This window comes from Synergistaceae bacterium, assembly GCA_017444345.1.
In the GTDB taxonomy this organism is placed as follows: Bacteria; Synergistota; Synergistia; order Synergistales; family Aminobacteriaceae; genus JAFUXM01.
In genome coordinates this window covers 1-14,231 of the sequence record JAFSWW010000084.1, presented here as the reverse complement: position 1 = coordinate 14,231, position 14,231 = coordinate 1, and the positions used below count along the sequence as shown (strand labels likewise).

General features: G+C 39.5%; 12 protein-coding genes. 5 read left to right on the top strand and 7 right to left on the bottom strand.

Annotation, left to right across the window (positions count from 1 at the left end; translation table 11 throughout):
* The 4 genes from IJS99_06070 to IJS99_06055 form a co-directional block, all read left to right on the top strand.
* Positions 1 to 1,532 (top strand): hypothetical protein (locus IJS99_06070; GenBank protein MBQ7561381.1); only part of this gene is annotated, 1,532 nt, incomplete at its 5' end.
* Positions 1,533 to 1,536: 4 nt separating this feature from the next.
* On the top strand, positions 1,537 to 3,318 hold the full coding sequence (locus IJS99_06065; protein MBQ7561380.1) for a hypothetical protein: 1,782 nt from the start codon (positions 1,537 to 1,539) through the stop codon (positions 3,316 to 3,318).
* Positions 3,319 to 3,323: 5 nt separating this feature from the next.
* Positions 3,324 to 3,722, top strand: coding sequence for a hypothetical protein (locus IJS99_06060; protein ID MBQ7561379.1), 399 nt, complete (start codon positions 3,324 to 3,326; stop codon positions 3,720 to 3,722).
* Positions 3,715 to 4,812 (top strand): polysaccharide biosynthesis C-terminal domain-containing protein, encoded by a 1,098-nt coding sequence (locus tag IJS99_06055; GenBank protein MBQ7561378.1) that lies wholly within the window; start codon positions 3,715 to 3,717, stop codon positions 4,810 to 4,812. The genes IJS99_06060 and IJS99_06055 overlap by 8 nt, the downstream gene beginning before the upstream one ends.
* Positions 4,813 to 4,890: 78 nt before the next feature.
* Here IJS99_06055 and IJS99_06050 read toward each other — a convergent pair whose 3' ends face one another.
* From IJS99_06050 to IJS99_06020, 7 genes are all read right to left on the bottom strand, one after another.
* The gene (locus IJS99_06050; GenBank protein ID MBQ7561377.1) at positions 4,891 to 6,495 is read right to left on the bottom strand and encodes a mannitol dehydrogenase family protein; all 1,605 of its coding nucleotides are present in this window, start codon (positions 6,493 to 6,495) and stop codon (positions 4,891 to 4,893) included.
* A 3-nt stretch (positions 6,496 to 6,498) separates the two neighbouring features.
* Complete coding sequence (locus IJS99_06045; protein MBQ7561376.1) at positions 6,499 to 7,545, bottom strand: alcohol dehydrogenase catalytic domain-containing protein; 1,047 nt, start codon at positions 7,543 to 7,545, stop codon at positions 6,499 to 6,501.
* A 42-nt stretch (positions 7,546 to 7,587) separates the two neighbouring features.
* Positions 7,588 to 8,142, bottom strand: a complete 555-nt coding sequence (locus tag IJS99_06040; protein ID MBQ7561375.1) for a hypothetical protein — start codon at positions 8,140 to 8,142, stop codon at positions 7,588 to 7,590.
* 63 nt (positions 8,143 to 8,205) lie between these two features.
* The gene (locus IJS99_06035; protein ID MBQ7561374.1) at positions 8,206 to 9,201 is read right to left on the bottom strand and encodes an ABC transporter permease; all 996 of its coding nucleotides are present in this window, start codon (positions 9,199 to 9,201) and stop codon (positions 8,206 to 8,208) included.
* Between the two features lie 3 nt (positions 9,202 to 9,204).
* A complete protein-coding gene (locus IJS99_06030; GenBank protein ID MBQ7561373.1) occupies positions 9,205 to 10,764 on the bottom strand; it encodes a sugar ABC transporter ATP-binding protein in 1,560 nt (519 codons plus the stop codon).
* Between the two features lie 74 nt (positions 10,765 to 10,838).
* Positions 10,839 to 11,864: a sugar ABC transporter substrate-binding protein gene (locus IJS99_06025; protein MBQ7561372.1), complete on the bottom strand. Its 1,026-nt coding sequence runs from the start codon at positions 11,862 to 11,864 to the stop codon at positions 10,839 to 10,841.
* 65 nt (positions 11,865 to 11,929) lie between these two features.
* Positions 11,930 to 12,706 carry an SDR family oxidoreductase gene (locus tag IJS99_06020; protein ID MBQ7561371.1) on the bottom strand — a complete coding sequence of 259 codons (777 nt, stop codon included), beginning with the start codon at positions 12,704 to 12,706 and terminating at the stop codon, positions 11,930 to 11,932.
* 316 nt (positions 12,707 to 13,022) lie between these two features.
* On the opposite strand from IJS99_06020, the gene IJS99_06015 reads away from it, so the two are divergent.
* Positions 13,023 to 14,180: an ROK family transcriptional regulator gene (locus IJS99_06015; protein MBQ7561370.1), complete on the top strand. Its 1,158-nt coding sequence runs from the start codon at positions 13,023 to 13,025 to the stop codon at positions 14,178 to 14,180.
* Positions 14,181 to 14,231 lie beyond the last annotated feature (51 nt).

The following is a 14,231-nucleotide window of genomic DNA, read 5'->3' as shown; positions in this document are numbered from 1 at the left end:
TTAACAAAAATTTATATTCACTATGGAGCAGTAAAATCGTGAAGAGTAATTTATTAGATAAAGAAGTTCTCTGTATCTATGATATTAGAGGCATTCAGAAATATATATTCGAAAGCAATAATAACCGGGATATAATCGGGTCAAATTATATACTAGGCAGAATTTTACAGGACTCAATATCTCACGCAATGCAGCAAATTTTAAATCATAACGAATATTGCATTAATTACGAGTCAAATCTTGATGACGTGCCTTATTTTTACGATGATAATATCAAAACTCAAATTATAGAAATAGGCCCCGGGAAGGCTTCAATGCTTTATCGAACTGGGCGAATCTGTCAGGCAGCAACACGCATAATTAAGAGATATTTTCTTGAGAATACTTATTCATTGCAAATAGCCTCGGCTGCTGTCGAGAAAACCGATAAAATGAGTCATGACTTCGATAAACTTAATGACGAATTAGACCGCGTAAAAAACTCTTCGCCGTATTCTATACCGTTTGGAGCTCTTCCCATTGCGAGAAAAGAAAAAATTTCAGCTCTACCCGTTACAGGCTTTGACGAAATCACTGGCGAGGAAATTTCGAGAAAGTCATTATTTAGGCGGGATTATTCTAAAAGCAAATCAGACTCACGCAATAATATTAATATCGAGAAACAGGCATTTATATACATTGACGGCAACAGCATGGAAATAACTATAGCAAAATTTTTATCACTATCTCATGATTATATCTCTCAAATAAAGATAATACGGCATATGAACGAGCATATACAGCATAAAATTATGGGCGCGCTGTCTAACACAGAAAAATTTTTAGATAATAAAATGAGTCATAACGGGCAAAATTTTATCGAGAATTATTGCAGACTCAATATAGGCGGCGACGATGTAAATGTAATTTGTCATGCTGATTACGCTATGGATTTTGTAGAAATTTTTGTGAATGAAATATCACGCTCCCCCCTATGGAATGACGAGAAAACGGGAGAAATTTATTTTACAGTCTGCGCTGGTATAGGCTACACAACGGGAATAAAAGATTTTGGGCTTGGCCTGAGACTCGCCGAACAGTGCTGCGGGAATGCTAAGAAAGAAGCAAAGAAGACCGCAAATTTAATTAATGGCCGGCCGGGGAACTGGTTAGACTTCCAAATAAGCAACGATAAATATATTGATGACGTTGACGCAGAGAGGGAGTCAAGCTACAAAATTTCACGCTCCAAAAATCTTTGTTTACGGCCCTATTGTTTAGACGAGTCAAGAAAAGATATGCCGGACTATTACGGAAATTTGAAGGAATATATACGCGTATTCTCTGAAAATATAAGATCTGACTCAATTCGTAAAGAGTTCAGGGACGCATATTTGTTAAATCCTGAAATGATAAATATATTATTACTGAAATATAGAGATCTCTTCGGTGAAAATCTTGATATACTCGGCCGGCCTTATATATCAGTGCAGGGTCGTGAAGGTTTATTTGCTGCATGGTACGACGCGCTGGAATTAATAACAAGGGGATAAAAAAATGTCTTTACTCAGAATCGAATTATTAGAATCATGCAATCCGGTATCAGGAAAATCCTATAATGCCCTGTTAAATCAAGATGTTTTTTACGATGAGCACGGACTGCCGTATTTGCCCGCGTGGTTCATAAGAACGAGATTATATGATATTGCACAAAAAATTTTTACGCCTGAAAGAGTTAATGCCATATTTGACTCGTTAATGCTTGATGATGCTTTAATAGCTGATTTTACCAGCTTAGTGAACGCAATCGAGTCCAGCGATAAAAAATTTATAAGATTTCCGCAAAATGTTCTCGGCAAATTCACTCACATAGAGTCTAAATATATTAACGGCTTTGAAGTCGGAGTCAGATTTCTTAACAGGGGACTAATTTTTGAGCAGTATTTTACGCTTGATGATAAATATCACAATGATTTTACCGAGTGCGTTAAAAAATTTACCCGTCTTGACACCTCACAGCACAGCCGAATCGAGTCAGAAATTAACTGGCACTATGACAAGCCCAGAATCAACACAAAATTTATAAAATGGGAAGAGAATCGCAATTATTCGCGGATAAATTATAAATTGAATATATTAACTAAGACTTGTATCACTAATCAGCTTGATACTAATTCAACGAGTATGCAATATATCCCCGGTTATGAAATTCTGCGGGCTGTCAAGAAAATTTTTTCAGGCTCAAATATAAAATGTTCGTGTGCTTATCCTGAAGTTGATAATAAACGCGCTTTCCCTGTTCCTGCGAGTTTTTCTTGTTTGAAGGCAGATAAGAGTCAAATACGCGATAAAATTTCACTCGGTCAGCGTGAGGGCGATAACGAGAAGACAAAGGGACTCGCTAATTTATGGATTGATGATATTAATAACAGCGAGATTAAAGCAGTCTCTATAGAACTCGAACGCGGCATTATTTCACAGGACGGCGAAAATTTTCCAGACTATCAGGCAATTTCTAGCGGGCAGATTTTCAGGGGCTTTATTGAGTCTGACTCTGAGACTCTGCGCAAAATTTATAATTATTTTATTCATGACGGTTATATTTCGGTCGGGAGCTTTAATAATATCGGTTTCGGCCGGGCGTATTTAAGCATTGACTCACTTGAGGAATCACAGCAAGAATCGCAAAATGTTAAAGAGTTCACGCTTGAAATTATGTCGCCTTTAGTCATTAAAAATTTTGAAGGAGTCTATTATGAGAGTAAAGACTCGTTAATTAATGAACTTGAGAAAAAATTAAATCTTCCCGGACAGCTTGAAATAATACGCAATAATAAAAGCTCCGTTCAAGTTGTGAGATTTTGCGAGGACTGGGACGAATTCAGCCCCGTTGAATATGCAATGTCGGCCGGGTCAATTTTTAGGATTAAGCGCAGGGATAATCAGGAAATAAATATAGCTCCGTTAAGAAATATATTTATAGGCGAATATAACGAGTCAGGATTCGGGGAAGTTTTCGCGGCTCCTTCACGAGATATTTATTATAGGACAATGACGAGAAATAAGGCCAAGAAAGAAAATTTATTTATCGAGTCAGACTCTAAAGCGGGCAAATATTTAGTACGTTCGCTAAATGATGATTATATAAAGATGATTTCTGAATATTTCGGGAGACTCGACGCTGAAGAGTTTTACAAGAAATTTTTTGACGAGAATGCATTAAATATGATTTCTGAACTTGCAGGGAGTCATTTTGACAAGGCGGAAATACTTGAGAGATATTTATACGGACTTTCTGAGGCCTGCAAAAATTTGCTTAAATTCTTAGAAAGGAGATAACGGGAATGCTTGATATTAATAAATTGCCTAGTGAGGGCTATATACTTGCTTATTCACGCGGAAAAATTTTATTTGACTCGTATAAGATTCATGATGATTGCTTGATACTCGGAAGCGGTGAAAGTTTTGACGGAAAAAATTTTTATGAAATTCACTGCTTTAATAACTCTCAAGAATATAGAATATTAGAGTCTCACGAGATTTTATTAACTGAACATGACGAGGCCGAGCAGGAAAATTTTGACAGGTTTATTTATCGTGATGAGCAGCTATTACAGGAAAAATATTCGCGTTTACTGGGCTATAATGACGCAAAAATTATCGTTATAAATCGTTTTGCATACACAGAAGACGACGCTATTTATTTAGCAGGTTACATACTGGGAGGGATTATCCATGAATGAACGAACAAGGGAAATTCTGAAAATTGGAGTCCCCGCAATGTTTGAGGGAATTTCTACGACATTCGCAAATATAATCGACTCTAAAATGGTATCAAGTATGGGACTTACTGCAATTTCTGCTGTGAGTGTTACAAATCAGCCTCGTTATTTTGTTTTGTGCTTATTCTTTGCAATAAATACTGTAATTAGCGTTCTCGTTGCCCATCATTTAGGAGCTAAGGACAGGGACGGGGCGAACGGCGTATTATTTTCGGGATTGATTATAACTATTATTGCCGGAGTAATTTTCAGCACAATTTATGTTATCTTTGCCCGGCCTATAATGCTTTTCTGCAGTGGTCAGCCTGACACTTTGAATGACTCGATTTTATATTTTCAGATTGTAGTAGGCGGCTTAATATTTAAGCTGATATATTTAGTGATAAATGCTGCATTGAGGGGCTGCGGCAAGACAAGAATAACAATGATCTCGAATTTGACATCATGCGTAGTGAATATAATATTTAATTACTTGCTGATAAACGGTAATTTAGGATTCCCAGCTATGAAGATTGCCGGGGCTGCACTTGCTACGGTGTTAGGGAATGTAGCGGCGTTATTTGTGAGTGCGATATTTGCATGTCAAAAAAATTTATATGTGAATTTGCCGTATATAATCGAGTCAAGAATCAGAGTCACCCGTAAAATTTTGAGCGAAATTCATAACAAATGGTACAAAGTCGCCGGAGAAAATCTTTTGACTCGTGTAGGATTTCTTATAGCAAGTATAATAGCTGCTAGAATGGGTTCATACGATATGGCAATTTACGCTATAGGAATGCACCTAATGAATGTAAATTTTTCTATAGGGTCAGGCTTTCAGACGGCAGCAATAGCACTTATAGGCAGGAGCTACGGGGCTAAGAATTTAGACGAGATAAAATCTTACAGTAAAGAAATTTTCAGATTTCCAGCCTCCCGCAAATTTGATACTGGCTATATTATTAGGACTCGGCCACTGGGGTATATGGATATCTATATTTTTATCGCAGGTAATACAAATGCTTATAGTGTATATAAGATTCAAGAAAAATATATCAGGTTTGATTAATGACTGATTTGCTGCTTATTCGAGCATTGAAGAAAGATTTAAACCGGCTGGGAATAATATCTCAACCGGCATATTATTTTATTGATATAGATATTTCTTGAGAGCGGCTCTTACTGCTCCGACTCCTGAAATCTGATCGCGGAAAATGGACTCAATTTTTTCACCGAGTCCAGCTTCATAGAGATTAACGCCGAAAATATTAGCATTGCTTAGAATCGGCCTTAATTGCGAGTCAAAACTTTCAGGCCTGCCAAATTTTATACTTGATAATTGACTCGTGAGTTCCGGAATCATGGGATCGGGTGAAAGCTCAAATTTTTCTCTGTTGTCATCAACTGCAAGTAAATATCTCAGCCAGCCCGCAATTGCAAGGGGAATAGCATTTAACTTTTCAGCAGTGCCGAATTTTGCGATATGAGCTTTTATAGTCTCGCCGAATCTTATGCCGACCATTTGAGAAATATCAACGGCTATTCTTGCGCTTGTGTCGCCTAAATATGGATTCGGGAATCTTATATTAATTACTTCATCAATAAATTTTTTAGGCGATAAAATTTTAGGATCTTCAACGACTGGAAGTCCCTCGATATAACCGACTTGGCGCGCTAATTCCGATAAATCTTTATCGTGCATTCCATCAGCAAATAATTTATAGCCCAGCATGCAGTCATAAGTACATAGTGCCGTATGAATAGGATTCAAACACGCTGTAACTTTCATTCTTTCTGATAAATTAACTGTCTTGCGGTCGGTCATATAGACTCCTGCGTCTGCTTTCTCGAATTCGGGGCGGCCGTTAGGGAATTTATCTTCAATGACCAAATACTGCGGCTCTTCTGCATTCACGAACGGAGCTATATATGTTTTCTTTGAAGTTATGACCGTCTGCATATTCTCAACGCCTAAATCACCTAACATTTTGCCGACTTCATCGGACGGGCGGGGCGTGATCTTGTCTATCATTGTCCAGTTAAAAGCGATTTTGCCAGAATCCTTTAAATATGCTATGAACTCAGGCGGGACAAATTTTTTATTTTGCCATTGCTCGGCGGTCTCTATAACGCTGTTCATTAACTTTTCGCCGTTGTGTGATACATTATCCATTGAGACTAGCGCGAGGGGATAAGCTCCGGCCTTAAATCTCTCGTATAACATCGCTGTAGTAACTGCCATTGCTCCCGTTGATTTTTCCGGCCCGTTATTCATGTCGTTTGCTGCATATGATAAATATTTGCCTTCAGAATCTCGGAGCGAGTAACCTTTTTCAGTGATAGTATATGAGACTAGCTGCAAATCAGGACACGAAAAAATTTCTCTCATTCTAGGGCGTTCTGTAGATTTTATTGACTCGCTGAGTGAACCTAAGACTCTTTTATCTGTATGACCGTCCCCGTAAAGAGTTACAGCCAGTGCCAAATTATCGAACGGCCTATAAATTTTATCAACAACGTCATAATCAAAAGTTTCTATACAAGTTATGCCGCGATCTAAGAGTCCCGAATTAATTAACTTGTCAGCAATGCCGCCTATAAAGATTCTGAAAATATTTCCGATTCCAAAGTGAACCCAGCGGGGATTATTGCGGGTCTTTGCTGCTAACTCTTCAGGATTATATGACGGTAAAGAGATTCCAGCTTTATGCCACGAGTCTTTATCGGCTAAACCTTTATAATTTAGCTTCATAAATTACTCCTCCAACGGATCAACATCGATAATAACTTTCATTGTAGTTTCTCGATTCGCGTCAATGTACTCATATGCTTTCTGGAAGTCTTTAAAAGCAAATCTCGCACTCTGTAAGGGCTTTAACTGGACTTTGCCCTCTTTCACAAATTTAATAGCGTCAACAAAATCTTCATGTCTATACATCATTGACGTATTTAAATCAAGCTCGGAGTCATTTAATTTCGCGAGATCTACATTTGCCATTTTGCCGAATACTGCTACAAGAATTATAGTACTTCCTTTGCGGGCGTTCTGTATAGCCTGATTCATTGTTATATCAGTTCCGGCGCACTCATAAATTACGTCAGCTTTATCAGGTCCGAATGCTTTTACAAGTTCAGCGGCGTAATCTTCTTTCATTGTATTGACTGCGAAATCAGCACCGAGACTCTTTGCAAGTTCGAGCCTCTTATCAGAAATATCTGTAGCGAAAACTTGAGCAGCTCCGAGAGCCTTTAAAGATTGAACGAGTAAAATTCCGATCGGTCCGCAGCCCAGCACGACAACTTTTGCGCCCTTGAGATCCGGGAATCTTTTCGCAGCGTGTACAGTAACCGCTAAGGGTTCAAGCATTGCGCCTTGTGAATAGGGCATATCTTCAGGGATCGGAGTAACTTTGCTTGAGTCGACTGCAAAATAATCGCTCGCAGTCCCAGTCGTCTGGAATCCCATGACCTTCAAATGCTCACATAAATTATACTTCCCATGTAAACACGGATAACAGCGGCCGCAGAAAACTTGAGGCTCAATCGTAATTTTTTGCCCGACGTGTAAATCTTTAACATATTCGCCGACTTCTACAATTTGGCCGGACACTTCATGACCCTGTGTTACAGGATAAGAAGTATACGGGTGAGTCCCGTGATAAACGTGAATATCAGAGCCGCAGATACCGATTTTCTTGATTTTCACTAGAACTTGATCGGGGCCGGGCTTCGGTTTCTCGACTTCCCTAAATGTAATATGCTTAGGTTCTGTCATTAATTGCTGAGTCATTAACTCTGACATGATAAAATTTGCCTCCTGATTAGATATTAAATATAAAAATTTTTATTGATTCAAACGCTCATATTCAGATTTGCATATAGAATCATAATTAAATAATTCGTCCCTCAAAGCGTCGATCCAGTTTTGCATTTTATCAGTGAATCCTGAAGATTTCGCTACACCCGCCGACATCTGCCAAATATCAAGACAAGCCCGTAAAATTTTTTCTTCATCGCTGGCACGTCTGAATCCTAAAAACGAACTGGCATAATCTGAACTCTTACAGGTCGATAAATAACGCTTGGCTGTGTTCCTGTATTCATAATATAGAAAACGTTTGCGGGTCTCGTCATTGCAGTCCGTATGAAGCTCGTTAATTATAGCGAGTACTTCTCTATCGCGGGACTTCCTGAAAAATCCCCCTCTGTTGCACAAAACTTGAAGACAGACACACCGCCATAGCCACCAGTCAATATTTTTGCGTCCCTTGCCCTCATGATCTGAAAATCTATCATTATAAATTTCCAGCATAATTTGAGAGTCAGGACTTTCAGGCATTGAGTCAAGAATAGCAAAACGCTTTTTCGGGTCAATCTCGTTATAAAAATCTTCGTACATGTAAAATAAAATACTCCCATCAAATTAATTTATTTAATTATATGACAGGAGCATGAAAAATCTTTAATTGACCTGACGTTTTTTCGAGAAACAATCTACACCGACCGCAATTGCCAAAACTAAGCCCTGAACTACCATTTGTGTATATTCGCTGACGTTCATCATGATCATTCCGCTTTTAAGCGAGCCGATAATTAACACACCCGCAATGACTCCGGACATTTTACCGATTCCGCCTGCAACTGACACGCCGCCGAGTACTACACAAGTTATTACTTCAAATTCAAAGCCTATAGCCGCCGTACTCTGTGCCGAGCCTGAACGAGATAATAATACTATTCCCGCCAAGCCCGCAAAGAAGCCCGACAATGCATAAATTAAATATTTCATGCGGTTGACTCTGATTCCTGATAATTCTGAGGCTTCTTCATTACCACCGATCGCGTAAAAATATCGTCCGAAATACGATTTATTTAATATAAAGCTCCCAGCAGCAAAGCACAGAATCATTATAATAGCGCATATAGGAATCAAGCCGATATTACCCATAGACTTGAATAACTCCCAGCGATTTAATGACCACCGCGCGAAAAATCCGAACGTAGGATTCTCAAGGACGACTCCGGGAATGGGTAGACCGCCTGAAAGCAAATAAGCAACTCCCCTAAAAATAGTCTGTGATGCAAAAGTCGCTATAATCGCAGGAATCCCTATTGACGCAACCATCCAGCCGTTAAGAATTCCGATTAATATTGCCATCAAGATAGAAATCAAAATCGCCAGCCACATGTTCCAGCCCATATTCATCATTAAGTAAGCACAGACGACATTAACGAGCGCAATAATTGACCCGATTGACAAATCTATACCGGCAATTAATATAACAAATGTCATGCCTATTGACGCTATGCCGTAATATGAGACCTGACGCGAGATATTTACGATATTTGCAAGTGATAAAAATTTCGGGTTGAAATATGCGAAAATTGCTATCTCGACTATAAACACAAGCCATATTGCATTTTGCTTGAATACTGACAAAAATTTATTCTCATTCATGAATTAAGAAGCCTCCTTAACTAACTTTTTATCTTTATCAGGAACAACGCCGGACGCATATGACATAATTAAATCCGCGTTAAATTCATTTTTTTGCAATTCGCCCATCACTTTATTTTCAGCGAGTACTATAATTCTATCTGACATGCCCATTAACTCTTCCATTTCGGACGAAATCATTAACACTGCGACTCCGTCTTCTACTAGGTCATTAATCAGCTTGTAAATCTCAAATTTTGCGCCGACATCGATCCCCCGCGTAGGTTCGTCAAATATAATTAATTTAGACTGTGCAGCGAGCCATTTTGCTAATATGACTTTCTGCTGATTGCCCCCGCTTAAGTTCTTTACTAACTGGTGGATGCTGGGACACTTTATTTGAATATCTTCACGATAACCCTCGGCGATTGAGTGCTCGCGTTTCTTATTTATGACAGTACCCTTTGAGATTCTTTCATAGATCGGCATTGAAATATTATTCTTGATTGAGTTAGTCAACAATGCGCCGTGCCTCTTCCTGTCTTCAGGTAAAAGCGCGATCCCGTGATCTATTGCTGCTCTGGGTGCTTTAGGGTTAATTTCTTTGCCCATGAATATAATTTTGCCGGATTCTTTTGGCTTTGCTCCGAAAATTACCTGTGCTATTTCCGTGCGTCCTGCTCCAACGAGTCCGCCCAGTCCGAGAACTTCTCCCGCATGGACTTCAAAAGAAATATCTTGATCCCCGTTCCCGTAAACATGTTCTAATTTAAGAACTACTTCATCACGTATACAGGGCTCACGAGGCGGGTATTTCTGCGTCATTTCGCGGCCGACCATTAATTTTATAAGCTCGTCAACTTGATGAGGAATAGTCGCGGGGTCCTTGTCAGTTATAAGAGTGTCAACATATTCGCCATCTCTAATTACTTCGATTCTGTCACTGAGTCTAAAAATTTCTTCGAGCCTGTGAGAAATATATATAATTGAGACTCCGCGGGATTTTAATAATTCTACAACTTTGAACATGCTTTCTACTTCATTTGTTGTCAAAGGCGCGCTGGGTTCGTCCATTATTAAGACTTGGGCGTTTTGCTGTATTGCCTTTGCGATTTCGACCATTTGCTGATAACCTACTGAAAGATTTTTAACGAGCGTGCGGGGGTTAATTTTTATATTTAGCTGCTCAAATGCTTTTGCGGCCTCTTCTTCCATTGCTTTGCGATCTATAATAATTCCGTTTTTCTTAAGTATCGGTCGGCCTAAGAACATATTTTCAGCTGCTGATAATTCCCCGACATTGTTAAATTCCTGATAAATTATTGCAATTCCGTTTTCTGCTGCTAACTGGGGAGTCATTCTCGTGAACTCTTTGCCGTTGATCTTAATTTTTCCTGAAGTAGGAATAACTGCGCCCGAACAGCATTTTATGAGTGTAGACTTCCCAGCACCATTTTCACCTATGAGTCCTAAAATTTCGCCTCGTCTTAATTGCAGCGTAACATCTTTTAAAGCAATAACTCCGGGATATTCTTTTCTTATGTGTTCGAGTTCGAGAACATAATCATTATCATTATTTGCCAAAGTTTACACCTCCTGTAGAATTCATAAAAGAGGCCTCCCATTTGAGCGGGAAGCCTGAAAAATTTTGCGTGATTTTATTTCATACCTGACATAATTTTTGCGACTGTCTCAGGCGTAATAGGAGTAACTCCCCTGAATACGTTTTTATGTTCAAGTTTTCCGCCGAGAATTAAAGCATACATTGAAGCACAAGCCCTCGCTGTGTCCTCGTCTGAACCTTCAAAGCCGATAATGCCCTTTGCCGGATAAGTGGGATCTGCGAGCTGTCCTAATTGCTGCTTAGTTACGTCGGTTGTGAAGACTCCCATGTCATCGGGAATTTTGCCGCCCGTTGCAATTTGGAGTGCCTCATCTGCTCCGATCATGGGGCCCGCGCCTATACCAGTTACGACTCTGCAGTCAGGGTGAGCCTGTAATATAATTTCCATTGCGTTTTGTGCGATATTTGGCTCAAGGGCTGCCTGAGAAGCTACGATTTCATATTTTCCGGCTGCTTTATTCTCGAGTCCCTGCTTGATTCCGTTCTCGCGCTCAAGCAATATAACTGTCTGAGGATAACCGATAACTGCAACCTGCGCTTTCTTCTCGGTTGAATAGTGCTGATTAATGAAATCTCCTGCAAGTTCGCCGATTGCTATACCCAAGTCAGTATTATTTAATATCCAGTTCCCGTCAGTATTCTTCATAGGGTCGTCCCAGCACATTACTTTAATGCCGAAATTCCTAGCTTCTGCACAGGCATCTTCAACGGCGTTTGCATCTGAAGGGTGTACCATTATTAAATCACAGCCGGCGGATACAAAATTTTCAATCTGGCCAATCTGAGTCGCCGAGCTGTCATTACATGCAACAATCGTGAACTCTGCCCCGGCCTCCGTCAAAATCTCGCGCAATGCTGTCATAACTCCCGCCCAGTAGGCATTTTGCAGTGATTGAATAGTGATTCCGATTTTCTTGCCCTTAAGAACTGACATATCGGCTTTTGCGTAAAATTCCGGGCTTGCTTTGATTCCTTCAGTCTTGGCCGTGTCAGCAGCATAAGCCATTACAGGGAGCACAACAAAAATTGCACATAACAGAGCGAGTAAAAATTTCTTCATGATATAAATATCTCCTTTGCGATAAAAAATTTTATTTTCACGCTATAAAAGCATGATTCCCATAATTAAAAGCACGTAAATGCACCGTCAAGCGCAAAATCTGCACCAGTTGTGAATGTGCTTGTGTCTCCGGCCAAGTATACGCAGATTGACTCGAGTTCTTCAGGTTTGCCGAGCCTGCCGACCGGTGATAATTCGTTCCATTTTGCAATTAAGGGCTTGAGAAATTCAGAGCTCAGAGTCAAATCTGTTCCGATATAGCCGGGACTAATTGAATTTACACGGACTCCGCGTTTTGCCCATTCGACAGCGAGCGATTTTGTCAGCTGAATGACTCCGGCCTTTGACGCATTATAAGCACATTGAGGCTGCGGAACGTTCACGATATGAGCACTCATTGAGGCAGTATTAATTATCGAGCCGCCCCCGTGTGAGAGCATATATCTGCCCGCTATCGTATCAGTCAAGAATACACTATTGAGATTTACGTTAATAACTTTCAGCCATTGAGAATAACTCATTTTATCGGCTGACTCGTTTATGCAGATTCCGGCGTTTGCATGACAGAAATTCAGTCCGCCTAACTCCGCAATAACTTGATTTACCATTGATTGTACTTGCTCTTCAACTGTTACATCACATTTTAGCGCGATAATTTTACGTCCTGTAGAAGCTGCGATTTCTTTTGCGGTTGATTCTGCTGTCTCAAGATCCATGTCAACTATTGCGACATCTGCCCCCGCCTCAGCAAATGCCGTAGCTGTACACTTGCCGATTCCCCGGGCTGCTCCGGTAACAAAACCTTTTTTGCCGTCAAGACGCATTTTTTCGATGATACCCACTTTTAAAGCTGCCTCCTTTATATTTATTACTAAGTGCCGTGATTAACGACACAAATTTTTTGACTCGCAAAATCTCTTACACGATAATGCGAACTTGTAATAACGCCCGCAAAATTTTTATTAAATTCACGTACAGCAAATAATACTCTGCTCACGTATAAATAAAGCAGTTACGAAGATTTATATAATTATGTAAAATAGTTTTATAAAATTGATTGACATAATTAAACACGAAATAATATTATTTATCAATGCAAAAATGTATAATATTTATTATATTTATAGCGATTTCTATCACGAAAGGAGAAAATTTTTTATGGTAAAAAGCATCACACCGGCACAAATACGCGAAAATAATCATAATAGAATCTACGAATTAATTTACAAGCAAGGCCATAAAGGAATCTCCCAGCAGGAAATTTCTTCGGCTCTCAACATAAGCCGCCCTACTGTTGCATATAATTTGCGTGAACTTCAGGAAGAATGCTTAATAATTCAAGAAAATTTGCAGCCTGAACCCTCACAATCTGCCGGAAGAAAGCCTATAATCTGGGCCGCTGATTCTGAACATAAAATCGCAATCGGAGTCGAAATTTTGCGCGAGGCCGTGAAGATAATTGCAATAAATTTATACGCCGAAAAAATTAATTATGAAATAATAGAAATCGAATTCAATAATAACGAGTCATATTTTAAATATATCAGCGAACGAGTTAAAAATTTTATAGACTCACTGACTCTCAAGAATGCATCACAAAAAATTTTAGGTATAGGCTTTGCTTTGCAGTGTCTAGTCTCTGAAGACGGCCAGACTGTAATTTACGGTGAAATTCTCAAGTGCACGGGCTTAAAAATTGACGTGTTCACAAAGTGGCTTGATTATCCTTGTATGTTCGTTCATGAACCGGACGGGGCTGCGTTGTCTGAATTATGGGTGTCGCCTGAGTTAAGAAACGCGATTTATTTATCAATGAGTGTGCATTTAGGCGGGGCAATAATAAGCGAGCGCAGAATTATTAACGGTATTCACAGACACAGCGCAACTTTTGAACATATACGGGCAAAAGAAGACGGCGATTTATGTTATTGCGGTCTGCACGGCTGCTTTGAGACTGTATGCTCAATGACTGCATTAATAGGCGAAGGGAAGAGTCCCGATAAATTTTTTGAACGAGTGCGGGCTGATAAGCTAAATGAGTCAAAACGCTGGAGAATATTTCTTGAATATCTTGCAAATTTTATAACTAACCTGCATTTATTTATCGACACAAAATATATTCTCGGCGGACACTTAGCACCATATTTTATAGATCAAGACGTTAAATTTCTTTATGACAAGATTCGCGAGAATACCCCATTTATAGAGGGCGATGATTATATTCTCATTAGCAAAATGCCGTCTCATAATATAACAATCGGGGCTGCACTGCCATATATCATGAAATTCTTAAAAACTTTCGGATTCAGCAATTAGAGTCAGAGTGAACAAGCCGCCGTCGGGGTGGGCGGGTGGGAGACGGCGGCA

Excerpts from the sequence above, each read along its gene's own strand:
- IJS99_06025 (MBQ7561372.1), bottom strand. The coding sequence starts at position 11,864 with ATGAAGAAATTTTTACTCGCTCTGTTATGTGCAATTTTTGTTGTGCTC.
- IJS99_06060 (MBQ7561379.1), top strand. The coding sequence starts at position 3,324 with ATGCTTGATATTAATAAATTGCCTAGTGAGGGCTATATACTTGCTTAT.
- IJS99_06015 (MBQ7561370.1), top strand. The coding sequence starts at position 13,023 with ATGGTAAAAAGCATCACACCGGCACAAATACGCGAAAATAATCATAAT.
- IJS99_06055 (MBQ7561378.1), top strand. The coding sequence starts at position 3,715 with ATGAATGAACGAACAAGGGAAATTCTGAAAATTGGAGTCCCCGCAATG.
- IJS99_06050 (MBQ7561377.1), bottom strand. The coding sequence starts at position 6,495 with ATGAAGCTAAATTATAAAGGTTTAGCCGATAAAGACTCGTGGCATAAA.
- IJS99_06035 (MBQ7561374.1), bottom strand. The coding sequence starts at position 9,201 with ATGAATGAGAATAAATTTTTGTCAGTATTCAAGCAAAATGCAATATGG.
- IJS99_06040 (MBQ7561375.1), bottom strand. The coding sequence starts at position 8,142 with ATGTACGAAGATTTTTATAACGAGATTGACCCGAAAAAGCGTTTTGCT.
- IJS99_06045 (MBQ7561376.1), bottom strand. The coding sequence starts at position 7,545 with ATGTCAGAGTTAATGACTCAGCAATTAATGACAGAACCTAAGCATATT.
- IJS99_06065 (MBQ7561380.1), top strand. The coding sequence starts at position 1,537 with ATGTCTTTACTCAGAATCGAATTATTAGAATCATGCAATCCGGTATCA.